The sequence below is a fragment of the Flavobacterium praedii genome (assembly GCF_026810365.1).
Classification (GTDB): domain Bacteria; phylum Bacteroidota; class Bacteroidia; order Flavobacteriales; family Flavobacteriaceae; genus Flavobacterium; species Flavobacterium praedii.
Genome location: NZ_CP113948.1, coordinates 718,323 through 742,066, shown reverse-complemented (window position 1 = coordinate 742,066; position 23,744 = coordinate 718,323). Strand labels below are relative to the sequence as shown.

General features: G+C 33.4%; 25 protein-coding genes. 18 read left to right on the top strand and 7 right to left on the bottom strand.

Going from position 1 to position 23,744, the window contains the following annotated elements:
* Nucleotides 1-14: 14 nt before the first annotated feature.
* From OYT91_RS03205 to OYT91_RS03180, 6 genes are all read left to right on the top strand, one after another.
* Nucleotides 15-368 (top strand): hypothetical protein, encoded by a 354-nt coding sequence (locus OYT91_RS03205; protein WP_281239482.1) that lies wholly within the window; start codon nucleotides 15-17, stop codon nucleotides 366-368.
* Nucleotides 365-763 (top strand): hypothetical protein, encoded by a 399-nt coding sequence (locus OYT91_RS03200; RefSeq protein WP_281239481.1) that lies wholly within the window; start codon nucleotides 365-367, stop codon nucleotides 761-763. The genes OYT91_RS03205 and OYT91_RS03200 overlap by 4 nt, the downstream gene beginning before the upstream one ends.
* Before the next feature lie 99 nt (nucleotides 764-862).
* Nucleotides 863-1,903, top strand: coding sequence for a GMP reductase (locus OYT91_RS03195; RefSeq protein WP_281239480.1), 1,041 nt, complete (start codon nucleotides 863-865; stop codon nucleotides 1,901-1,903).
* A 309-nt stretch (nucleotides 1,904-2,212) separates the two neighbouring features.
* Entirely contained in the window at nucleotides 2,213-3,082 is an 870-nt protein-coding gene (locus tag OYT91_RS03190) for a DUF808 domain-containing protein (protein ID WP_281239479.1), read from the top strand.
* A 123-nt stretch (nucleotides 3,083-3,205) separates the two neighbouring features.
* A complete protein-coding gene (locus OYT91_RS03185) occupies nucleotides 3,206-3,328 on the top strand; it encodes a hypothetical protein (protein WP_255557953.1) in 123 nt (40 codons plus the stop codon).
* Nucleotides 3,329-3,340: 12 nt separating this feature from the next.
* Nucleotides 3,341-3,814, top strand: a complete 474-nt coding sequence (locus OYT91_RS03180) for a DUF6169 family protein (protein WP_281239478.1) — start codon at nucleotides 3,341-3,343, stop codon at nucleotides 3,812-3,814.
* Nucleotides 3,815-4,194: 380 nt separating this feature from the next.
* Here the strand turns inward: OYT91_RS03180 and OYT91_RS03175 are convergent, their stop codons facing one another.
* The gene (locus OYT91_RS03175; protein ID WP_281239477.1) at nucleotides 4,195-5,949 is read right to left on the bottom strand and encodes an ABC transporter ATP-binding protein; all 1,755 of its coding nucleotides are present in this window, start codon (nucleotides 5,947-5,949) and stop codon (nucleotides 4,195-4,197) included.
* 147 nt (nucleotides 5,950-6,096) lie between these two features.
* On the opposite strand from OYT91_RS03175, the gene OYT91_RS03170 reads away from it, so the two are divergent.
* Nucleotides 6,097-6,933, top strand: a complete 837-nt coding sequence (locus OYT91_RS03170; RefSeq protein WP_281239476.1) for a L,D-transpeptidase — start codon at nucleotides 6,097-6,099, stop codon at nucleotides 6,931-6,933.
* Between the two features lie 153 nt (nucleotides 6,934-7,086).
* On the opposite strand, the gene OYT91_RS03165 is transcribed toward OYT91_RS03170, so the two are convergent.
* Complete coding sequence (locus OYT91_RS03165; protein WP_281239475.1) at nucleotides 7,087-8,094, bottom strand: LLM class flavin-dependent oxidoreductase; 1,008 nt, start codon at nucleotides 8,092-8,094, stop codon at nucleotides 7,087-7,089.
* Between the two features lie 383 nt (nucleotides 8,095-8,477).
* Here OYT91_RS03165 and OYT91_RS03160 point away from each other — a divergent pair, with 383 nt between their 5' ends.
* Nucleotides 8,478-9,203 (top strand): DUF4386 domain-containing protein, encoded by a 726-nt coding sequence (locus OYT91_RS03160; protein ID WP_281239474.1) that lies wholly within the window; start codon nucleotides 8,478-8,480, stop codon nucleotides 9,201-9,203.
* 230 nt (nucleotides 9,204-9,433) lie between these two features.
* Nucleotides 9,434-10,321 carry a carbon-nitrogen hydrolase gene (locus OYT91_RS03155; RefSeq protein ID WP_281239473.1) on the top strand — a complete coding sequence of 296 codons (888 nt, stop codon included), beginning with the start codon at nucleotides 9,434-9,436 and terminating at the stop codon, nucleotides 10,319-10,321.
* 177 nt (nucleotides 10,322-10,498) lie between these two features.
* Here OYT91_RS03155 and OYT91_RS03150 read toward each other — a convergent pair whose 3' ends face one another.
* The gene (locus OYT91_RS03150) at nucleotides 10,499-12,025 is read right to left on the bottom strand and encodes a choice-of-anchor I family protein (RefSeq protein ID WP_281239472.1); all 1,527 of its coding nucleotides are present in this window, start codon (nucleotides 12,023-12,025) and stop codon (nucleotides 10,499-10,501) included.
* A 194-nt stretch (nucleotides 12,026-12,219) separates the two neighbouring features.
* Here OYT91_RS03150 and OYT91_RS03145 point away from each other — a divergent pair, with 194 nt between their 5' ends.
* The 4 genes from OYT91_RS03145 (at nucleotide 12,220) to OYT91_RS03130 (ending at nucleotide 15,190) form a co-directional block, all read left to right on the top strand.
* Nucleotides 12,220-13,260 carry an agmatine deiminase family protein gene (locus tag OYT91_RS03145; protein WP_281240359.1) on the top strand — a complete coding sequence of 347 codons (1,041 nt, stop codon included), beginning with the start codon at nucleotides 12,220-12,222 and terminating at the stop codon, nucleotides 13,258-13,260.
* Between the two features lie 36 nt (nucleotides 13,261-13,296).
* A complete protein-coding gene (locus OYT91_RS03140; RefSeq protein ID WP_281239471.1) occupies nucleotides 13,297-13,893 on the top strand; it encodes a sigma-70 family RNA polymerase sigma factor in 597 nt (198 codons plus the stop codon).
* Nucleotides 13,894-13,968: 75 nt separating this feature from the next.
* A complete protein-coding gene (locus tag OYT91_RS03135) occupies nucleotides 13,969-14,205 on the top strand; it encodes a thioredoxin family protein (protein WP_281239470.1) in 237 nt (78 codons plus the stop codon).
* Nucleotides 14,206-14,215: 10 nt separating this feature from the next.
* Complete coding sequence (locus OYT91_RS03130) at nucleotides 14,216-15,190, top strand: permease (protein ID WP_281239469.1); 975 nt, start codon at nucleotides 14,216-14,218, stop codon at nucleotides 15,188-15,190.
* A gap of 316 nt (nucleotides 15,191-15,506) precedes the next feature.
* Here the strand turns inward: OYT91_RS03130 and OYT91_RS03125 are convergent, their stop codons facing one another.
* Nucleotides 15,507-17,780, bottom strand: a complete 2,274-nt coding sequence (locus OYT91_RS03125; protein ID WP_281239468.1) for a M1 family metallopeptidase — start codon at nucleotides 17,778-17,780, stop codon at nucleotides 15,507-15,509.
* Between the two features lie 247 nt (nucleotides 17,781-18,027).
* On the opposite strand from OYT91_RS03125, the gene OYT91_RS03120 reads away from it, so the two are divergent.
* The 3 genes from OYT91_RS03120 to OYT91_RS03110 all read left to right on the top strand — a co-directional run bounded on the left by OYT91_RS03120 (nucleotide 18,028) and on the right by OYT91_RS03110 (nucleotide 20,435).
* Complete coding sequence (locus OYT91_RS03120; RefSeq protein WP_281239467.1) at nucleotides 18,028-18,879, top strand: aldose 1-epimerase family protein; 852 nt, start codon at nucleotides 18,028-18,030, stop codon at nucleotides 18,877-18,879.
* Nucleotides 18,880-18,942: 63 nt separating this feature from the next.
* Complete coding sequence (locus tag OYT91_RS03115) at nucleotides 18,943-19,884, top strand: alpha/beta fold hydrolase (RefSeq protein ID WP_281239466.1); 942 nt, start codon at nucleotides 18,943-18,945, stop codon at nucleotides 19,882-19,884.
* Nucleotides 19,884-20,435, top strand: coding sequence for a GNAT family N-acetyltransferase (locus tag OYT91_RS03110; RefSeq protein ID WP_281239465.1), 552 nt, complete (start codon nucleotides 19,884-19,886; stop codon nucleotides 20,433-20,435). Before OYT91_RS03115 ends, OYT91_RS03110 begins: the two co-directional genes overlap by 1 nt.
* Before the next feature lie 148 nt (nucleotides 20,436-20,583).
* Here the strand turns inward: OYT91_RS03110 and OYT91_RS03105 are convergent, their stop codons facing one another.
* Nucleotides 20,584-20,817 (bottom strand): VF530 family protein, encoded by a 234-nt coding sequence (locus OYT91_RS03105; RefSeq protein WP_281239464.1) that lies wholly within the window; start codon nucleotides 20,815-20,817, stop codon nucleotides 20,584-20,586.
* A 70-nt stretch (nucleotides 20,818-20,887) separates the two neighbouring features.
* Between OYT91_RS03105 and smpB the strand changes: the two genes are divergently transcribed.
* Complete coding sequence (gene smpB, locus OYT91_RS03100) at nucleotides 20,888-21,340, top strand: SsrA-binding protein SmpB (protein WP_116761195.1); 453 nt, start codon at nucleotides 20,888-20,890, stop codon at nucleotides 21,338-21,340.
* A gap of 75 nt (nucleotides 21,341-21,415) precedes the next feature.
* Nucleotides 21,416-22,084, top strand: a complete 669-nt coding sequence (locus OYT91_RS03095; RefSeq protein WP_269223083.1) for a DUF4136 domain-containing protein — start codon at nucleotides 21,416-21,418, stop codon at nucleotides 22,082-22,084.
* 79 nt (nucleotides 22,085-22,163) lie between these two features.
* On the opposite strand, the gene OYT91_RS03090 is transcribed toward OYT91_RS03095, so the two are convergent.
* Complete coding sequence (locus OYT91_RS03090) at nucleotides 22,164-22,799, bottom strand: PAS domain-containing protein (RefSeq protein ID WP_269223084.1); 636 nt, start codon at nucleotides 22,797-22,799, stop codon at nucleotides 22,164-22,166.
* A gap of 275 nt (nucleotides 22,800-23,074) precedes the next feature.
* Complete coding sequence (locus tag OYT91_RS03085; RefSeq protein ID WP_269223085.1) at nucleotides 23,075-23,716, bottom strand: protein-L-isoaspartate(D-aspartate) O-methyltransferase; 642 nt, start codon at nucleotides 23,714-23,716, stop codon at nucleotides 23,075-23,077.
* Between the last annotated feature and the right edge of the window lie 28 nt (nucleotides 23,717-23,744).

The window sequence follows — 23,744 nt, the reverse complement described above, 5'->3', positions numbered from 1 at the left end:
AGAAAAAATTTAATATGACTAAAAATACAACGCCTATAACAACACTTTTTGAACAAGCAGAAGAGTATAGCAAAACTAGCCTAAAATTGTTTAGACTAAATACCATAGATAAAACGGCCGATATTGCATCATCTCTAGTTTCAAGACTTGTGGTTATTATGACCGTTGTATTTTCAGTTTTATTGAGCAGCATTGGAGTCGCATTATGGATAGGAAAACTTCTTGGGGAGGCATTTTATGGTTATTTTACTGTAGGAGCTTTCTATTTATTCCTAGCAATATTTCTTCACCTTTTTCGGAACCAATGCTTAAAATATCCTGTAAGCAATGCTATTATTAAAAAATTACTCAAAGAGAAAATAGTATGAAAAACAGAAACGAAACGGATTCATTGAATGAATTAATAATTCAACAACAAAAACAATGTGAAACTGAATTGAATCTCCTAAGAGAACAATTTCACATTACTCTTGAAAGTTTAAAACCCTTCAACCTTTTTAAAACCGTATTTCACGAAGTAACTACTTCACCCGAAATACAAAATGATTTAGTAAGTAATGCAATTGGATTAAGTACCGGATTCATTTCTAAAAAACTCTTGGTAGATGGATCTCACAATGCAATCAAGAGCGTAGTTGGAACACTAGCGCAATTTGCCATAGCTAATTTGGTTTCAAAACATTCAGAAACGATTAAAACAATTGGCAGTAATCTTATCAAGCATTTTTTCAATAATCATAAAAACCAAAAAACACCTCTATAATCTAAATAATCCTTGAAAAAACCATAAATATTTAACGCCTATTTATCGGAGTTTTTTCAATAAAACAATACATTTGTTAGGTAACCATATTTCAAAATCATGAGAATAGAAACCGAACTTAAATTAGGATTTAAAGATGTAATGATTAGACCCAAACGCTCTACTTTAAAGAGTCGATCTCAGGTTTCTTTGGAGAGGGAATTTAAATTTTTACACAGTACCTCAACTTGGTCAGGAGTTCCTATCATGGGAGCAAACATGGATACAGTTGGTACTTTTGAAATGGCATTGGCATTGGCCAAAGAAAACCTTTTTACAGCCATTCATAAACATTATTCCCTAGAGCAATGGAATGAATTCATGAAAAATGCACCCGAGAACATTTCCAATTATATTGCGGTGAGTTCTGGAACCGGAAAAAATGATTTCAAGAAAATAGGCGAAATATTTGAACACAATCCACAGCTAAAATTCATTTGCATCGATGTGGCCAACGGCTATTCGGAACATTTTGTGAGTTTCCTCAAAAAAGCACGCGAACAATATCCCGATAAAGTAATTATTGCCGGAAATGTCGTTACCGGCGAAATGGTCGAAGAATTGCTTTTGGCCGGTGCCGATATTGTCAAAGTAGGAATCGGTCCTGGCTCGGTTTGTACCACAAGAGTTAAAACGGGTGTGGGCTATCCCCAACTTTCGGCCATAATCGAATGTGCCGATGCCGCGCATGGTTTAGGAGGACACATCATCAGCGATGGCGGATGTGTCACTCCTGGTGATGTTGCCAAAGCCTTTGGTGCTGGTGCCGATTTTGTGATGTTGGGCGGAATGCTGGCTGGTCATACCGAAAGCGGTGGTGAATTGGTCGAAATGGAAGGTGAAAAATATAAAAAATTCTACGGAATGAGTTCGGAAACTGCCATGAACAAACACGTTGGTGGTGTCGCCGAATACCGAGCCAGCGAAGGAAAAACGGTTCAGGTACCTTTCAAAGGAGACGTCATCATTACCTTAAAAGACATCCTTGGAGGCATCAGGAGCACCTGCACGTATGTGGGCGCTTCCAAATTAAAAGAATTGACCAAGAGAACCACCTTTATTCGAGTTTTGGAACAAGAGAATGTTATTTTTAACAAATAATCACAAGGAAAACACTGGTTGAAAGGCAAATGTTTTATTTAAGGAGCAAAAGTTTTCGTTTTTTCATCGACTTCACTCCCGCTGTCCTTCCAATCTTTTGCAAACTTTGTCAAAGTCCAAAACTTTGACAAAGTTTTCAAAAGGATTTTCCCTCCCATCGGGGCTAAGCGAGAAATTTAGTGTCTTCAAACATTAATTTCATAATTAGATTCAATCAAAAAGCAGTAGATTAGCATTAATAAAAAAATTCATAGATTCAATATTGGCTAAACAATACTAAAATCGACTCTATTCCTAAAACAAATCAAAATGGCATCAGGTTTTTTCGCACTATTAGATGATATCGCAGCAATTATGGATGATGTTGCTGTAATGAGCAAAATTGCAGCAAAAAAAACAGCTGGTATTTTGGGTGATGATTTGGCCGTAAATGCCGAAAAGGCTTCTGGTTTTGTTTCATCCAGAGAACTCCCAGTATTATGGGCAATTGCAAAAGGTTCGTTCATCAATAAACTAATTATTTTACCCATTGCCTTTCTGCTAAGTGCCTTTTTCCCTTTGGCAATTATAATAATTCTGGTCCTTGGAGGACTGTATTTAGCGTATGAAGGTGCCGAAAAAATATATGAATATCTATTTCCCCATGCTCATTCAACTAACGAAATCACAATAAAAACTTTTACCGAAGAAGAAATTTTGACTTTAGAAAAAGAAAAAATAAAATCAGCTATAGTAACCGATTTTATTTTATCGGTAGAGATTGTAATCATTGCGCTCGGCACCGTAATTGGAAAACCAATTTTATCTCAAGTTGTTGTTGTTTCTATAATTGCAATAATTGCAACTGTTGGTGTTTACGGTATTGTTGCTGTTATTGTACGAATGGATGAAGTAGGTTTTAAACTTATCGGGCTGAGTTCCAAAGAACGTAGCGTATCCAAAACTATTGGTAATATTCTGGTTCAAGCACTACCAAAAGTCATTAAAAGTCTAGCTATTATTGGTACCATTGCTTTGCTATTAGTAGCTGGTGGCATATTTGTACACAATATTGATTTTTTACATCATATACTACCTCAATTGCCTTCCATTGTAAAAGAATTCAGTATTGGACTTATAGTTGGCTTTGCTGTTTTGGGAATTATAAATCTCTTCAAAAAGATGTTTGGAAAAAAGTAAAGGAAACAGAATAATTTTATATGCGCCAATTACTTGCTCATAACCCATTATAAAACAATGAATTAAAATAGCTTACAAACAATAAAAACATTTATTATATTTGTACTTTAAATTAAAACAATCATGGAAAAAACAATCACATTAAAACCAAATTCAAAAACAACTGCTGTTTTGAAAAAAATGGTTACTCTGAAAGAAGAGTACCGTAAGGTTGTTATGGAAAAAACAGTAAAAAAGACAAAATAAAGTAGAAGCTTTATGTATGAATATATTCTAAAAGAGGGCGTTGATCCTCTTTTTTCATTTACGACTAAACACGGTCTAAACTATTTTATAGCATTCAGAAAAATGGATTTTGGCAATGCCTATTTTCAAAATTTATATTCAGTAGATTTTTGGGAAATGGATAATCAAAAATTTTACAAAGACGATAAAATTGAAATTACAATTACAACCATTATTTGTAATTATTTCAAAAGCCATCCAAATTCAATACTACATTATGTCTGTGACAGTATGGATTTGAAACAAGATTATAGAAAAAGGCTATTTGACCAATGGTACAAAAAGTTTCAAACTAAGGAATTTTCAAAACTTAATTTAGAATATCAAATTCAGGAAGAAAATATAAATTACAATTTAGGTTTTATATTCAAAAATGAATGTTATAAGATGAATGAAGTGATTGAAAATATTAATCTACAACTAGATGAATTTACTAGTCTTAAATAAGCCGATAGCCATAATCATCAATACAAAAGTAATTAGATATGAAAATCAATCGCGAATGGCATTTAAACAACAATATGCCTAAAAATACAACTTTAGAACAAAGAATCCAATGGCATTTGGAACACGAAAAAAATTGCAAATGCAGACCAATTCCCGCGAAACTCTTGGAGGAAATGGCAAAAAAAAAGCCAGACCCAATATCGAATAATTATTGGATTTGGCTTTTATTTTTTTCTTTGGAATGACGGCAAAAATGCAAAATATTCGCTTTTAGCCCCGATAGAAGTGGAAATCCTTCCGATTTTTCATCGGAAGATTGCAACGAATAGCGGGACCCATGCTGCCAAAAATACCAAATATTTCTGCTCCAAAACTGAGACTTAAACTATTTTTCTCTCCCCAATTTGTTGTCTCCACATGGCGTAATACAGGCCTTTTTCATCCAATAAATCTTGGTGTTTTCCTTGTTCGATAATATTTCCTTGCTCTAATACATAAATTCGGTCTGCGTGCATAATGGTTGACAAACGATGCGCAATCAATACCGTAATTTGGTCTTGTTTGGAAGATATGCTTCGAATGGTTTGCGTAATTTCTTCTTCGGTGATGGAATCTAATGCAGATGTCGCTTCGTCAAACAACAATAATCTCGGGTTTCTCAACAAGGCTCTTGCAATCGATAATCGTTGTTTCTCTCCACCAGATACTTTTATACCGCCTTCGCCAATAGTCGTGTCCAATCCTTTTTCGGCGCGCTCCAATAAATTTTGACAAGCCGATTTTTGCAAGACATCATTTATTTCTTCGTCGGTTGCATTGGGTTTTACAAACAGTAAATTATCTTTTATGGTTCCAGAAAACAATTGCGCATCTTGAGTCACAAAACCCAATTGCTGGCGTAATTCGGTTAAATCAATTTCTTTGGCGTTGATATCGTTGTAAAAAATAGCGCCTTCCTCTGGTGTGTACAATCCAACTAACATTTTGACTAAAGTCGTTTTTCCGCTTCCCGATGGTCCAACAAAAGCAATAGTTTCGCCCGCTTTGGCCTCAAAAGAAATGTCTTTGACAGCGTAAGAAGTGGCAGTTTGATGCTTGAATGAAATATTTGAAAACCTCAAATTATTGATAAAACCAATTGTTTTTGGGAACAAAGGTTTCTCTTCGCTTTTGGCATTCATCAGATTACCAAAATTATCCATCGAGGCTTTTGTTTCGTTATAAGTCGCAATAACATTCCCCAATTCCTGCAATGGATTGAACAAAAAGAAAGAGAAAAACATCAGCGTAATCAAATCACCTGGTTTAATAACTCCTTTAAAAATAAACATATACAAAGCAAAAACCAAGGCCGTTCTCATAAAATGAACCGTTGTACCTTGTATGAAACTTAACGAACGAATAAAGCGCACCTTTTTCAACTCCAATCCTAATATTTTTATAGTAGTACTGTTTAGACGATTCACTTCCTGCTCCGTTAAACCTAAGCTTTTTACCAATTCAATATTACGCAATGATTCGGTGGTTGCACCCGCCAAAGCAGTGGTTTCACCTAAAATTTCTCTGGAAACTTTTTTGATTTTTTTTCCCAAAAATGAACTGATAAAAGCGATAACAGGAACGGTTGCCAAAAAGATAGGCCCTAACAACCAATCGATAGAAATAGCGTAAACCACGACAAATGTGATTCCGATAAGGGATTGAAAAACCAATGAAACAGATAACGTGATGAATTTTTCGCAATCTATTTTTACTTTCTGAAGTTTCCCTAACGTTTCACCGCTTCGTTGGTCTTCAAAATCCTGAAAAGGCAACTCCAGCGCTTTTTGAATCCCGTCTGTGTACATTTTGGCACCTGTACGCTGAATAATGATATTGGTAAAATAATCCTGAAAGTTCTTGGCTATTCTGGACATCATTGCAGCGCCTAATGACAGCGCCAACCAGCCTATAACCGCTTTGGTGAAATTTGGAAAATTATGATTGAAATTGGCAACTCCAACACCGCATTGGTTCAATAATTTACCAATTATAATGGAATCGCACAAAGAGAAACATTGATTAATTGCGGCTAAAAATAAGGCTAAAAATAATAATTGCTTGTGTTCTTTGATATAGGTATATAAAATTTTCATTGATTTATTTAAAATATTTAGAATGCAAAACTACAACTATTGAATTCAATAAAATAAAATTGGTAAAATAATAACACAACTAATTTCCATAATTATATAACAGTCGCCTTCGTTAGATTCTTCATTTTTACAATAAAAAAATTAGCAATGCAAAAGACAGCTCTTATCGCAATAATCCTTTATGTTTTTATCTGTTCGTGTAAACATCAGAATCAAAATAATATGGACAACAAAAAAACACTGGTTCGTAAGCAACCCAAAAACATCACTTTTCACTTCGAAAAATCAAAAGAATGGTTGGCAAAGAACACTGATAATGTCAAACTTGACATCATACTTGCTGTTAATCGAACTGACAAAACCAATATCTCCAAAATGGATTCTATCATTATCCCTGCAGATTTTACAGGAGATTTGGAATTTTATCTTCCGTTTCCTTTAGAAGTTCCGTATTTGAAAAGCGTTAACAAAATAATCTATTTCTCTTATCCAACTCAGACTTTTGCTACTTATGAAAATGGCATATTAATTCACACTGGTCCCACCAATATGGGTCGAAAAAAAGACCCCACGCCTACTGGACTTTTCTACACCAATTGGAAAGCCGAAAAAACAACCAGTACTTTCAATGACGAATGGGATTTGTATTGGAATTTTAACATTGCCAATAAATTAGGGATTGGTTGGCATCAATATCAATTGCCGGGTTATCCTGCCTCGCATTCTTGCTTGAGACTTCAAGAAAAGGATGCCAAATACCTTTACAATTGGGCTGATCAATGGATATTGAAAGATGACGAAACCATACTTGTAAAAGGAACTCCCGTGATTGTATTTGGTTCATATCCTTTTGGTGAACCAAAACCTTGGTTGCAATTGGTTCAAAGCCCCAAAGCATTAAACATTTCGGCAGACGAAATTGAACAAGCAACAAAATCCTACTTAAATGGCATTCTATCCGAACAGAAAAAAAGGGATCTGTAGTTTTCAGTTGTAGTTTACATCCAATAGCCCAATAGCCTTTTTTTAATTATACCATAGCCAACGGTTTCAACCGTTGGAGACAATTCAGGGGAAAACAAAATTCAAAATAATTCTCAAATATACGTTCCCCACGGTTGAAACCGTGGGCTATAGCTACACCAAATCAACAACCTCTTTCACTATTTGCAAACTCTTCAATTTATCCTGATGATTAAAGATGGGACTGGTAATCATCAATTCATCAACCTTAGAATGTTTAATAAAATCTTTTAATTCTTTGGTCAATGTTTCTTTGCTGCCAATAAAGGAACCAGCCGTCATTTGGTTGACATGAAAGCGAGCTTCTTCGCTCATATCATTCATTAGGTTAGTCAAGGAAGCTACTGGTGGTTGCAGCGGTTTTCTGTTATTTTGAACTAAATTCAAGAACATTTGATACAAACTCGTCGATAAAACTTCGGCTTCACGATCCGTATCGGCAGCAATAACATTTACGCAAGCCATTGTTTTGGGTTGATCTAAATAGACCGATGGCTTAAAATTTTCGCGATAAAACTCAAAAGCTTGAATCATTTGCCGAGGTGCAAAATGTCCCGCAAAAGCATACGGCAACCCATAAGCGGCAGCCAATGTGGCACTATCCATACTCGAACCCAAAATCCAAATCGGGACATTGGTACCTTCAGCTGGAAAAGCGCGCACTTTTGCGGTAGCATTACCTTCCGAAAAATAATCTTGTAAGGCTTTTACATTTTTTGGAAATCGTTGTGATTCCTCAAAAAAATCAGTTCTGATGGCTTGCGCTGTAAGCGAATCGGTTCCAGGAGCCCTTCCCAAACCAAGGTCAATTCGATTAGGATACAAAAGTCCCAAAGTCCCAAACTGCTCGGCAATAATCAATGGCGAATGATGCGGCAACATGATCCCTCCTGATCCCACTCGTATCCGTTGCGTCTGACTCGCAATATACCCAATCAAAACAACCGTTGCTGTACTCGCAACGTGCGCCATATTGTGATGTTCGGCCAACCAGAATCGTTTGTATCCCAAATTATCGGCCAATTGCGCCAACTCTTTAGTTTTTTGCATCGTTTCGCTAGCGTTGCTGTCCTGTGTAATTATCGCAAGTTCTAGTATGGAAATCGGAATTGGGGTTTTCATCTTCTTTTTAAGTTTACACAAAATTAGTCATTAACGCTGATGGTATTTAGATCGAGATGTTAATTGAATTATAATATTTAAAGGAGTTTTTTCTAATTAATGGGAGCAGAAGTATTTGTAATTGCATCAACAGTTGTCCCGCTGTACGCTATATCTTTTGCCTCGTAAAGGACGAGACAAAAGGATATCTGCTCCCATCGGGGCTAGACAACCTATTTAGTTTTTCAGAAGAACTTTTGCAATTGATTATTAATACCCCAAACATATAAATTCTAATTTTTCATTGAATAGGGTTGCATAACTATAATGCACTTTTTATTAATAAGAAAGACCAGTAACAATTTTAAATAGTAAACGTCATACCTTGAACTAAACTGCCAAATATGAAACTATTTCTCAAAAAATTCGAAGACTCACCTCAACTTTATGCAAGAATTGCTGGAATACTATATTTATTAATTATAGTAGCTGGTATTTTTGGAGAACTTTTGGTTCGCAATAAATTACTCGTTTATGGAGATGCAAACGCCACTGCAAACAATATTATGAAATCTGAATTGCTATGGAGAATGGGTATTAGTGCCGATTTGGTTATGCATATTTGTGATTTGCCCGTAATGATAATTCTGTATTACCTACTCAGACCTGTAAGTGAAAAATTGGCGTTACTCAACTTATCCTTTAATTTAATACAAACCGCTGTTTTGGTGGCCAACAAATTAAATCTTTTGGCCGCATTGTTCTTCCTAGCCGATGCTGACTACTTAAAATCATTTAGCCCTGACCAACTGCACAGTTTATCTTATCTTTCCATTAAACTACATGATTTTGGTTTTGGAATTGGGTTAATCTTTTTTGGTTTTGTGTGTCTTATCGAAGGGTATCTCCTTTTTAAATCCAATTATTTCCCTAAAACTATTGGAGTTCTAATGTCAATTGCTGGAATATGTTACCTTACAAATAGTTTTGCACTTCTCTTAGTGCCACAACTTTCAAGTATTGTATTGCTAATGCCCTGCCTAATTGCCGAATTATCATTTAGTCTATGGCTTATTTTCAAAGGAGTAAATCTGCCTATCTGGAAAAAATCAGTTTATAAAAATATATAAAAGCACTTTTTTAAAACAATTGGCTCATTCAATTTTACATAAAATTACTCTTTAATGGGATTGAAATTGGGTTATACAATTCAATACAAAACAAGATTAATTAGGGTCAGTTTTTTTTAGCACAAACTAGTCTTTAAATCAAACAATTCAACTGGAGATTCAAAAAATCCAAAAGTCATTACACCAACTCTTTATAAAAATAACTATTTTTGTAGTCTAATTTTTTTACCATGTCAAAGAAAAAGTACAAAATAGCGGTCATTCAATTGAACCTTAACGATGTTGCAGAAAACAACCTTAAAAAATGCATGAGTTGGGTTCGCGATGCTGCCAATCAAGGAGCTGAAGTGATTTCGTTACCGGAATTATACAGCAGTCATTATTTTTGTCAAAGTGAAGATGTGGATAATTTTGCTTTGGCAGAACCATTGTACAGCACTTCGTTTATCGCTTTTAGCGCTTTGGCCAAAGAATTGGGCGTTGTAATTATTGTACCTTTCTTCGAAAAAAGAATGGCTGGAATTTACCACAACAGTGCTTACATCATCGACACTGACGGGTCTGAAGCTGGATTGTATCGCAAAATGCACATTCCGGACGATCCTCATTTCTATGAAAAATTCTATTTTACTCCAGGGGATTTAGGTTTTAAAACGATTCCAACTCAAAAAGGTAAAATTGGAACTTTAATTTGTTGGGATCAATGGTATCCGGAAGCTGCTCGATTAACGGCTTTACAAGGTGCTGAAGTTTTATTTTATCCAACAGCAATTGGTTGGCATCCACAAGAAAAAGAGCAATATGGCGAAAACCAACACGGTGCTTGGATGAGCGTAATGAAAGGGCACGCTGTCGCCAATGGTGTATATGTAGCAGCTGCTAATAGAATTGGTTTGGAACAATATATTGAAGGAACAGCTGGAATTCAGTTTTGGGGATCATCGTTTATTGCGGGACCACAAGGCGAAATTTTGGCACAAGCCTCACACGATAAAGAAGAAATTCTAATCGCCGAAGTAGACTTAGATTTACAAGAAAATGTGCGTCAGAACTGGCCATTTTTTAGAGACAGAAGAATCGATGCCTTTGGAGATATTACCAAACGTGCAATCGACTAATTGTTTTAACAAACAACTATAAATAAAAAATCTACCAAGAGTATTTCATTACTTTTGGTAGATTTTTTTTATTTCAATCGAATAAGGAATAAAATAAAAGGCACTAGTTAACTAAATATTCAGATAATCATCTTTTAGACCTTAGCGTCTTAGTACCTCTTTATTCAACAATTATCACTAATTCAAATCGGGTTGAAATATTTTGACAGTTCCATCTCCTTCGCTGCTTACAACAACCAAACTTCTTTTGTTTGGACTTTTGGAAGCCGGAATAAACAATAAACCTTCTGGAGCATCTCCTGTTTTTATGGTTTGCAAATATTTTGGAGCTATTGGATTACTCACATCATACACCATAAAAGCATCAGCTCTTTCTAATCCGACAAAAAGAATCTGTTTATCTCCCATTTTAGTTACGTAAACCGCTTCTGGTTCTACCCCTTTGTCATCACTTCTTCCATCATCATAAACACCAAACTCTTGCGCTTTTTTGTCCAATTCGTTTTTACTGTCAAAAACCAATTGCCCTGTAAGTCCATTCCAAATTGAAAATGAACGAGCTCCAAATCCAACTAACTCATCAAAATCGCCATCTCCATCAGTATCTCCCATTTTGGTATTGATATTCAATCTTCCCATACTTGCATCCGCTTTTAGCGCCGCAGCATTTGGAAAAATAGTCGGGTCTAATACTACCGCAGCATTATTAATTCTTTTAACATCAACAAAAGCGGAATAATCACGGGCATCTCCTTCATTTGCGGTAACAATATATTGAACATTATTCACTTCAAAATTGCTGATGGCATCGGGTTGAAACATTCCTTTTAGTTTCCATGGATTAAAAGCAACAGCCCCATCTTTATCACTAATATCAATCGCATTTTCGGCCAAACTATACTCTTTATATCCTAAAGGAAAAATTTGTACCATTTTCTTTGTTGCTAAATCAATTTTGGCTACTCCATTATTTTCTTGTAAAGTAACCCAAGCCGTTTTTGAATCGGCTGAAATAGTTACATATTCTGGTTCGATATCGGCAGCAAAATTATTGGTTGGACTTGCTATTCTGAATCCTTTGGTTTTTAAATCCGCTAATTGACCACTAAAACCTTCAAAACTCAAAGTAGTGACTGCATAACCAGAAGCAACATCAATAATAGAAACTGATCCATCGGGATCTTCAGAATAAGTATCATTTGGTTCCCCTTCATTAGCCGTCATTATGAATTTACCATCTTGCGAATAGGTAATCATGTCGGGTAATGCACCTACAGCAATTTCTTTAACTAAAGCATAATTTGACATTTCAAAAACTACAACTTTACCCGATTCTTGTTTGTTTGTTTTGGATTCTAAAGCTACTGCCAATTTCCCATTAAAAGTCGAAACACTATTGGCAGCTCCATTATAAGGAACCAAATCAATACTGGCAAGCAAAACTGGTTTCGACGGATCCGAAAGGTCTATCACGTCTATTTTATTGGCACTGCTATTGTTAACTGTAAATAATTTTTTGGAAATTTCATCATAAGCACTTATTTCTGCAGCTCCAGTTCCTCCAATAGTCAATGTTCCTATTTCTTTGAAAGTGGAAGGATTTTCGCTTACGACCAGCTCAGGAGTTTCATTAGAATCATTGTTGTTTTGACATCCTACAATTAAAAATAACACTGCAAGTACAGCTACACTTTTCTTTATCATTTTGTTTGTTTTAGTTTGTGCAAAAATAATTTTCAATAAAACAAAGCATATTATGATACTATTATAAAATCTTTAACAAAAAATATCTTGGTTTTATGTATCAAATCATATTCTAGACCAAAATGAAATCATCAGAATTATTTATTAATTATACTGTTTGTTTATCTTTGCAAACATTACAATTTTCAAATACTATGACTACACTAAAGAGACGTTTTCCCGCAGAATGGGAAAAACAACAAGGGATTTTATTGTGTTTTCCGCATAATGGAAAAGATTGGCCTGGAAAATTCGAAGCCGTTCAATGGGCATTTGTGGAATTCATCAAGAAAATAGCCAATTTTGAAACTGTTTTTTTGGTTGTTGCCGATGAAAATCAAAAAGAAAAAGTAGCCATACTTTTAGAAGAAGCGCATGTTCATTTTGAAAATGTGTCTTTTATAGTTCATAAAACCAATCGCAGTTGGATGCGCGATTCTGGTCCGATTATTGTAAAAAATGGTACTGAAAGAGAAGCACTAAATTTTAATTTTAACGGCTGGGCCAAATACAAAAACATCAATCTAGACAAACACGTTCCAAACAAAGTAGGCGAAGCTTTAAACATTCCAGTTACTCAAGTGATGTACAAAGGAAAACCCGTAATTGTTGAAGGTGGCGCCATTGATGTAAACGGACGTGGTACTTTGTTAACCTCCGAAGAATGCTTGATGCATCCTGATATTCAGGTACGTAATCCAGGTTTCACAAAAGAGGATTACGAAGCTGTTTTCAAAGAATATTTGGGAGTTACGAATGTGATTTGGCTAGGAGACGGAATTGAAGGTGATGATACCCACGGACACATCGACGATCTATGCCGATTTATAAATGAAGATACCATTGTAACAATTGTGGAATTGGATCCCAATGACAACAATTACAAACCATTACAAGACAATTTAAAAAGATTGCAAAATGCCAAACTAGAAGATGGGAAATCACCCATAATTGTAGCATTGCCAATGCCGAAACGCATTGATTTTGATGGATTACGATTACCAGCTAGTTATGCGAATTTCTTGATTTTGAATAATTGTGTATTGGTTCCTACTTTTAATGATTCTAATGACAGAGTGGCCCTGAACATATTGGCAGAATGTTTTCCTGATAGAGAAGTAATCGGTATCAGTGCTATCGATTTTATTTGGGGATTTGGAACGTTGCATTGTTTGAGTCAACAGATTCCTGAATAAGAATTTCCTTTTAATGTAAAATAAATTTTTAAAAATATGAAAAAAGAATGCTGCAATATCAATGAAGTAGTAAATGAATTTTATATTTTTTTAAAAAACTTTATCTATAAAAAAGTTCAAAATAGCACTATTGCCGAAGACATTGTTCAAGATGTTATGATGAAGCTTGTTGAATCTCATCAAAAAAACAAAGCTATTAAAAATGTTAAAGCTTGGTTATTTCAGGTAACCAGAAATACAATTCACGACTATTTCAACAGTAATAATATAATAGTAGATTCGGAAAAAATTGCCACTTCTTTAACCAATCCAGAATCTAAAGAATTTGAATTATCGGTATTTGATCATATAATACCGATGATTCAATTACTTCCTAAAAAATATTCTGAACCTTTACATTGGAGTGATATTGACAAAATTCCACAAATAGAAATCGCAAAACGACTCAACTTAACCCATTCGGCTACAAAAATGAGAATTCAAAGAGCAAGAATCAAATTGAAAGATCTTTTCATTGAATGTTGTGATATCGAATATGATTCTCAAGGCAATTTTATCAATTGTATTATTAAAAAAAATTGTGACACACTTCAAAATCATCTAAATAATTGCACCATTGAATTCGAAAAATGATTTTTCTTAAAAAAAATGTGTCTTTTGATTCGATTTAAAGTCTACATAATAACGTTTATTCTAAAAAACACAATTATGAGCACAGAAATCAAAATTTTACATTCGTCTTGTTGCGGAGCAAAATCATCAATTAGAGAGCAATTAATTACAATTGCACAAAAAAACAAGCTTGACATAACCATTACGGAACTGTTTGATTTACAAGATACAATGGTTTTTGAAACTTTAACTTTTCCTTCTTTAGTTGTAAATGGCAAAGTCTATGATTACAAAAAAATAAAAACAGATGAACAGTTAATTTCCATCCTTTAAAACAATTTAAATGGAAACTTTAACAAACATCCTCACCTATTTAGCCGATTATTTGGTTTATGAATGTTTAGAAATAAGCAGTACTGAAAAATTAAGTGCTGCTTTACATTATTTCATTATTACTTTTATCGAAATTTTTATCTTAATAGTATTTGTTACTTATATAATGGGAATTATAACCAATTATTTGCCAATAGATAAAGTTCGTTATTTTTTAGAAAAAAATAAAAAAACAGGCTTAGGTAATCTTGCAGCATCTAGTTTGGGTGCCATAACTCCGTTTTGCTCATGTTCCTCCATTCCTTTGTTTGTAGGAATGCTAAAAGCAAAAATCCCTTTAGGAATAACACTCTCATTTTTAATCACTTCCCCTTTGGTCAATGAAATTGCTATAACGCTTTTTTGGGTGACTTACGGCTGGAAAGTAGCCGTAATTTATATCATAACAGGAATTTTACTTGGTGTAATTGGAGGAATCTTGCTAGAAAAATTAGGAATGGCTCATCATGTAGCTGATTGGTTAAAAACACCGGATACAATTAATCAATCGGTGTACAAAGATACCAGAACATTTCTGGAACGACTTCCTGAAATTAACTCGGAAGCGATTCAAACCATAAAAAAATTAATAGTTTATATTTTCATAGGAATAGCCATTGGTTCCTTTATCCATGGATATGTACCTCAATCATTTTTTGAAAGTTATCTTTCAAAATCGATTCCTTTTGCTGTACCAATAGCAGTAGTAGCAGCCATTCCTTTGTATATTGATGCCGTTGGCGTATTACCTGTTTTAGAATCGTTAGTATCCAAAGGAGTGCCGTTGGGAACAGGAATTGCTTTTATGATGGGCGCCATTGGTTTATCACTACCAGAAGCTTTGCTTCTTAAAAAAGTAATGAAAAAAAAGTTGATTATAGCTTTTTTTACTACAATTGGAATTGGAATGATAATCTCGGGATATATTTTTAATTTAATTTTTTAATAATGATGGGAAATTTTAATTGAATATTTAACCCTATCGCTTGCGTTGAAAAAATTTTGACAATACATGAATGCATGAAAAGAGTACTCAAACATAATTTAGACTTCAGAAGAAAAAACACCAGATAGGATTAAATCCAGATTCGATAATAGAAAAATACTATTCTAAATAAATGAAATATTTAAAATTTCCCCATAACCCTTCTCAAATTGGAAATCCTATTCTACTATTATGTAACTTTATCGAGGTTGGTATTAAAAAAAAAAGACTTGCAGAATATAAATCTGCAAGTCTTTTTTTACTATAAAAAAATTTTTTAATCTCTTGTAAAAGGAATTTTTTGGTCTGTACCAATTAGCATATCAAATCCATTTTTGGCTTCATTAAATTGAAAAGAAACTCCAGCCTCCTTAGATTCAAAAGCATCTTTACCGCTTGGTGTAAGTCCAAATTTTGGATAATCGGTGATTTCTGCATAAAGCACACTATTTTTCTCCGTAAATTCAATTTTTAAAGGAGCCGCTTTGGTAGAAAATTTACCCAAATAACCATCTAAAATAATATCTTTTTCTACAACTCCTGTACCCGATTTCCAAATATTATTTTTTTCGTTCACATCTGGAAATGCATGATCTGGATCTAAAGTTACCGTTAAAATTTCTTCGGTGGTATTCACTTTAAATGACCATTCAACATTACGCTGCCATACTTCAACTGGTAATTTTACACGAGTGACTTTACCGCTTTTCGTTTTTATGTCTAAAACTACTGGCATAGCCATTTTTTCAAAGTTTTCAATCGAAATTACAGCTCCTTTGCTAGGATCATTTTTAATATATTTAACAGAATTTACTCCTTGATCCAAACGCCAGTTATTAACAATCCAACCTCTCCAAAACCAACTTAAATCTTCACCAGAAACATTTTCAATAGTTCTAAAAAAGTCATCTGGAGCAGGATGTTTAAATGCCCAACGCTCTACGTAAGTTCTAAAAGCCAAATCAAAACGCTCTGGCCCCAATACTTGTTCTCTCAAAATAATCAATCCTGAACTTGGCTTAAAATAACACAACAAACCTATATTTCTTTCCTTCATGTTATCAGGAGAACTCATAATAGGTTCCGTTTTTGGATCCGTAAAATATTCTGCATTTTGATGCATATCGGTCACTTTACTTTTATATTCTCCATTATTAAAATCAACAGAGCTTAATGAATTGATAAAAGTATTGAATCCTTCGTCCATCCAACCAAATAGTCGTTCGTTTGAACCCACAATCATAGGAAACCAACCATGACCAAACTCATGATCTGTTACTCCCCATAAATCTTCTCCTTTGGATTCCCAACTGCAAAAAACAATTCCAGGATATTCCATTCCTCCTTCATTTCCCGCCACATTGGTAGCAACCGGATAAGGATATTCAAACCATCTTTTGGAATAATTTTCAATCGATGTTTTGGTATATTCTGTAGCACGTCCCCATGCTTTTTCTCCAGCACTTTCAACAGGATAAACTGATAATGCTAAGGATTTTTTTCCACTTGGTAAGTTAATCCTTGCTCCGTCCATGATAAATGCTGCAGAGGAAGCCCAAGAAAGATCACGCGCATTTTTAATTTTAAAATGCCATGTTTTTTCGCTTAATGTCTCTGATTTTAATGCGTTTGCTGTCACTTCTTCAGCAGAACGAATCATAACTGTTTTTTCGCTTTGTTTGGCTTGAGCAATACGTTTTTGCTCTGCTGTTGTGTACACTGCTGTAGGATTTAATAATTCTCCTGAACAAACTACGATATGATTAGAAGGCACTGTAATATTCACATCAAAGTCACCATATTCCAAGTAAAACTCCGATGCTCCCAAATAGGGATTGGTATTCCAACCTCTCAAGTCATCATACACACACATACGTGGATACCATTGTGCAATTGTAAATATTTTTCCGTTTTTAGTATCCAAAACCCCTGTTCTATCCGAACCTTCTTTTGGTGAAATATAAGAAAAATCAATTTTTATTTTTACAACTCCTCCTTTTGCTTTTAAATCATCATCCAAAAACACTTGCATTCTGGTATCCGTAATACTAAATTTAGCTTCTTTCTCTATTGACTTCCCTTTTGAAGTAGTAATGACTTTTACCGATTTAATTTTATGACCACCATCAAAAACTTCGCCTCTAGCTCCATTACGGCTTCCATTTAAAGGAATAAGAGCATTTCCACGAGAATCCGATTTGAATAAATTTTGATCCAAATGCATCCAAACGAAACCCATTTTGTCATTACTATTATTGGTATAAGTAACAACACTTGTACCTATAATTTCATTCGTTTTTTCATTCAGTTTGGCAGTTAATTTATAATCTGCTTTATTTTGCCAATATTCATGACCAGGTGCACCACTTGCTGATCGAGTTGTTGTTCCATTATTTAGATAAAACAAGGGGCCAAAAGCATCGTTATAATTGTACTTTGAAACCAGCTTTACAACCGCCGCACTATCAACTTTATTTTCTTGACTCCAAGCATTACTAAAAACAATTAATATTGAAAGTTGAAAAAGGACTCTAAAACATTTTTTTCTCATAAGGATAATTTTTTTTGAATGTTGTGACATAAACAGAATTGAATTGGCAAATATGTTGCCATTTACTTTAAGTTTACTTCATTTTATATCTATTTAATAACAAATTAATGGAAAAAAATTGAAATTATTGTTTTAAATAAAAAATATGATTGGTTTTTAAGTTTAAAATAAGTTTAATTTCACTTCTCAAAATAAGAATTATAAAATATCTTTACGAAAGAATATTTAACATATAAAATATAATAATGTGATTACAACTATTTCTAATTCTATTTTAACTGCACAAATAAAACATATTGGAGCCGAATTATTTTCCTTAAAAAATAGTTCGAATAAAGAATATATTTGGAATGGAAATCCAACATATTGGGGAAAGCACTCGCCAGTTTTGTTCCCCATTGTAGGTACTCTAAAAAATAATACTTATCAATATGAGAATGCAGAATATCAATTATCTCGTCACGGTTTTGCCCGTGAAATGGAATTTGAATTGATAGACAAACAAGAAAACAGTGCTACATTTTCATTGCTTTCAACTCCAGCAACCAAGGAAAAATATCCTTTTGATTTTGAATTACATTTGATATACACTATTGAAAATAATTCCTTAAAATTGGAATATAAAGTCTTCAATAATGGTAAAACTAGAATGCCGTTTTCAATAGGAGCTCATCCAGCATTTGATTTACCTGGTAATTTTGAAAACTATAGTCTTTTATTTGAAAAAGAAGCCCCTTTACAATATTATTTATTAGAAGATGGGTTAATTTCGAAAACAACAAATGATTTGCCATTGAATAAAAATCAATTGCAACTTAATTACAAATTATTTGAAAATGACGCTTTGGTTTTCAAAAAAATTGACCCAAAAACAATTACTATTTTAGAAAATTCAAAGCCTTTTTTAAAAGTAAGTTATGCTGATTTTCCAGATTTAGGAATTTGGACCCCTCCAAATGCTCCTTTTATTTGCATTGAACCTTGGTTTGGCTATTCGGACACAGTAGATCAATTTGGTTCACTATTGAATAAAGAAGGCATTCAAATTTTGGAAGCAAAAGCCACTTTTCATTCCACTTTCAGTATCGAAATTATATAAGAAATATAAAGAATTATACAATTTAAATAGAAGTAAACAACCGAAATTCGCTAATAAAAATTCATGCGTAATTTCAACTTTTTATCTCTTATTCTTTTTTTAGTATTGGGTTGTTCTGGTTTTAAAATAGTCCCCGATTATGTATTTGATTCTTTAAATAAAAAAGAACTATATGTAAAATCATATGACGCAACATTAAAATTATGGGATATTCCATTTGAAGAAACAGATGTCTCGACAAATTATGGTGTAGCACACATTATCATTAGTGGTCCACGCACAGGAGAACCTTTGGTTTTGCTTCACGGTACAGATGCCAGTTCCACCATGTGGTATCCCAACATTAAAGAATTTAGTAAAAAAAATAGGGTGTACGCTATAGACTTTCCTTTAGAAGCGGGAAAATCGATTTCAAATTGTATAAAATTAAACAATAAACAAGCCGCTGTATTCTATAATGCTATTTTTAATCACTTTAAAATGGAAAATATTAATTTAGTAGGCGTATCAAGGGGCGGTTGGATGGCAACCTATTTGGCTCTGCAACCCAACAATCTCATTAAAAAAATAATTTTATTGAGTCCAGCTCAAACATTTGGAGGAGTGAAAAATTTAGGAAAAGTACTAACTGGAATAAATCTTAAAATGTTTCCTAGTACCAAAAGTACAAATAAATTTTTTAACGCCTTTTCATTTTATCCCGATAGCATAAGCCCTATTTTCAAAAACCAACTTTTTCTTGCCTATAAATATGGTAACAGTAAACCTCGCATATTGAACATGTTGCCCTTTTCAAAAAAAGATTTAAAGTCACTAAAAATTCCTGTAATGGTATTAATAGGAGATCACGATATTGTAAATAGCGAAAATATTTTTGTAAAAGTGCATGCATGTATCCCGAATGCAGAAACAGCCGTTATTAAAAATGCGGGACACTTTATGTCTATTGATCAGTCTGAAATTATAAATAAAAAAGTTGTAGAATTTTTAAATAAAAATGAATAATGCTAGAAATAAACTTTTTACCTTTTCCAAATCTAGAAACCGAACGTTTATTACTGCGACAAGTCAATTCGAATGATGCGGAAGCAATCTTGTCTTTGCGATCGAATGATGAAGTTATGAAATATATTCCTCGCCCTTACCTTAAAAACATAATAGAAGCAAAAGATTTGATTGCTATGTTTGATGATAAAATAGAAAATGGTATTGGCATAAATTGGGGAATTGCGTTTGTGAATCAACCCGAAAAAATACTGGGTATTATTGGCCATTATCGCATAAAACCAGAACATTATAGAGCCGAAGTGGGGTATATGTTATTTCCAGAATACAAAGGAAGAGGAATCGTGTCAGAAGCTTTGAAAAAAGTAGTAGAATATGGTTTTAAAGAAATGAAACTACATTCTATAGAAGCTATTTTGGATCCTGGAAATATAGGCTCTGAGAAAGTTTTATTAAAAAATGGTTTTATAAAAGAAGCCCATTTGATTGAGAATGAATATTATGAAGGCCGTTTTCTGGATACGATGATCTATTCCATTTTGAATAAATGACGCTTTATTTTCCTAATTCCCTATTGAAAACGAATGCCCTAACCCTGATTGCTTCAACAGTTCGCTTTGCTTGTGCGCAGTAAAAATTCTTTTATTTTTACTTTAAAAAATAAAAGATTAAAACAAATAGCAGGATTTAGCTCCTACATTATCTGGATTGTTTTTTAGAAATTGTTTTTAGATACAAATCTTCAACTTGTTTTCGAGCCCAATCGGTTTTTCGAAGGAAGGTCAGACTTGATTTCACACTCGGATTTTCGTTGAAACATTTTATTTTGACCAATTCACCCAAGGTGTCAAAACCATAATATTCTACTAATGTTTCTACTATTTTCTGAAGTGTGATACCGTGAAGCGGATCTTTTGATTGTTGTTTTTCCATGAAGCAAATTTATGGTATTTTCCCAAAAACAATTGTTCTTTCATAAATTAGTTCCTAAATTTGCCTCACTATGCAAAAAACTGTCAACATACTCAATAAAAGAGCCCGATTCGATTATGAAATTCTAGAAACCTTTACGGCAGGAATTGTTTTGGCGGGAACTGAAATTAAATCCATTCGATTGGGAAAGGCAAATATTACCGAAAGTTTTTGTGAATTTAGTGGCAATGAGCTTTTTGCAATCAATACCTATATTGAAGAATACACCTTTGGGAATCAATTTAATCACAAAGCCAGAAGTGAACGCAAACTGCTTTTGAACAAAAGGGAATTAAAAGGCTTACTGCGAAGTGTGCAAGCCAAAGGACTTACCATTGTACCTTTGAAATTGTTTACCAATGAAAAAGGATTGGCCAAACTACAAATTGGACTTTGTAAAGGTAAAAAAACCTATGACAAAAGAGAATCTCTAAAAGAACAAGATACCAAAAGAGATCTTGATAGAATAAAAAAGGCTTTTTAAAGTAATTTTCGTTTTATTCCGTAGTTTTTTAAAATTATAACTACTTTTACTTACATAAAACAAAAAAATAAAATTATGAAAAACTTTTTTATTGCATTAATCTGTGTATGCTTTGCAAGTTGTGGAAGTAATACATCCATAGTATCTAGTTGGAGAGATCCAAATTCGACTCTTGCCAAAGAAAATTTCAAAAAAGTTTTAGTAGTAGCCTTAGTGAAAGATGAAAGCACAAGAAGATCTACTGAAAATAGAATAGCATCAATTAATCCTGCTATTTTGAATGCATCATATAGTTATTTAAATCAACAAAATCTAAATCTTACTCAAGAACAAAAATTAAGCATTATACAATCAGAAGGCTTTGATGGTGTAATCACAATGCGTTTTATTAGAGCTGATAAAGAAACACAATATGTCCCTGGAACTGCAAACTATTATAATGGAATGGGATTTCCCGGAATGGGATATGGCTATTTAGGCGGTTATGGAATGGGTTATGGTGCAGGTTTTGGTGGTTGGTATGGTGCTTATGCTCCGGCCTATTATTCTCCTGGTTACTACCAAGAAAACACCTATTATTATATTGAAACTAATATTTTTGATTTAAAAAATAATAAATTAGTTTGGAGTGGAACCACAAAATCTTTGGATGTAAGAGATACAAACACTACAGTTGATGAAATCATGAAAGCTTGTGTACAACAAATGAGAGCTGATGGATATTTGGCTCCAAAATCAAAATAGGTTTTATTTTATTTAGACATAAAAAAAGCAACACATAATTTAGTGTTGCTTTTTTATTATACAAAAATTAGATAAATTTCTATCTACCAAAAAACCTACTAAAAAAGCCTTTGCTTTCTTGTTCTGTTTCCGCTACGACTAGATCTTTAGCGACTTGATTTAACTGTAGTTCTTTTTCATTTTCAACCATTAACTTTGTAATTAAATCAACATAACTAAGACCTAATTCTTCTAAATATCCAATCAAATATTTCTCACTTGCATTAATACCACTAGCTTGTTCAATCTGTAGTAGTTTTTTGTACAAAGGTTCGATATGTTTTGTAATTACATCTTGAGGAACGGCTTTTCTTCTGGCAATATAATTCACTATATTTCCATTCTCATCTCTAGAATATTCAAAATTGGTAATAACCCAATAATACCTACCTGATTTGGCTAAGTTTTTTACAATTCCGTGAAATTGATTTCCCTTTTGAATATTATCCCAAAGCACCTTAAATACAATTTTAGGCATATCTGGATGTCTAATTATATTATGCGGCTGAGCCATTAACTCATAATCCTCATAACCACAAACATCAACAAAAACTTCATTTGCATATTCAATAGTACCATACAAATCAGTTTTACTCATAATTGTCTTGGTCTTATCCCATGACACTTCCTTATCAATTGGAATTGGTTTTTTGGTCATTTCTTTTTCGTCGCTCATTCTTCTTTTTTCAATTAAATAATTATCTGCTTTTCAGTATTTTAACAATTAACACTTCTGCAAACAAATGTAAAACGGGTTATTTATTAAAAATATGATAATAATCAGTTTTAATGACATTAACGAAATCGATATAGTATTGTCGTGATAAAAATAAACAAATCCAAACATACTCTTAGAATATAACTACTTGTTTTTGAGCAATTTTGTACAAAAAGAAATAAACCATTTACAGAGTAAATGGTTTATTAAAATTTTTAAAAATTTAAAGAAATTTAATTTTTATCTTCCAATAAAGGGACAAATCGGAATTCTCCAAACTCATGTTTTTCAAATTGCGTTTCATTAACACGAATTAACAAAGTCATAATTTGAACCTCTTCACCTAAAGGAATAACGAGCCTTCCTCCTATCTTTAGTTGAGCCATTAAAGCTTGTGGAATAATAGGTGCCCCAGCTGTTACTATAATACTATCAAAGGGAGCATGATTGGGCAAACCTTTATAGCCATCACCAAACGAAAGATGCTTAGGACGAATTCCTAGTTTAGGCAATAAGGCTGATGTTTGCTTGAACAATTCGTTTTGTCGTTCTACGCTATATACTTGTGCACCTATCAAACACAAAACAGCAGTTTGATATCCAGATCCTGTTCCAATTTCCAAAACTTTGTGTCCTTTTTTTATTTCCAATAACTGAGATTGAAAAGCAACAGTAAAAGGTTGGGAAATTGTCTGACCAGCAGCTATAGGAAAAGCCTTATCTTGATACGCATAATCTTCAAAACTGGAATTTAAAAACAAATGACGTGGTATTTTTTTAATGGCTTCTAAGACCTGTTTGTCAGTAATTGCCTTTTGTTTTAAAGTGTTTACTAATTGATTACGAAGTCCTTGGTGCTTGGCTGTGTCTTTCAAAATTTAAGATTTTATTACAGCGCAAAAA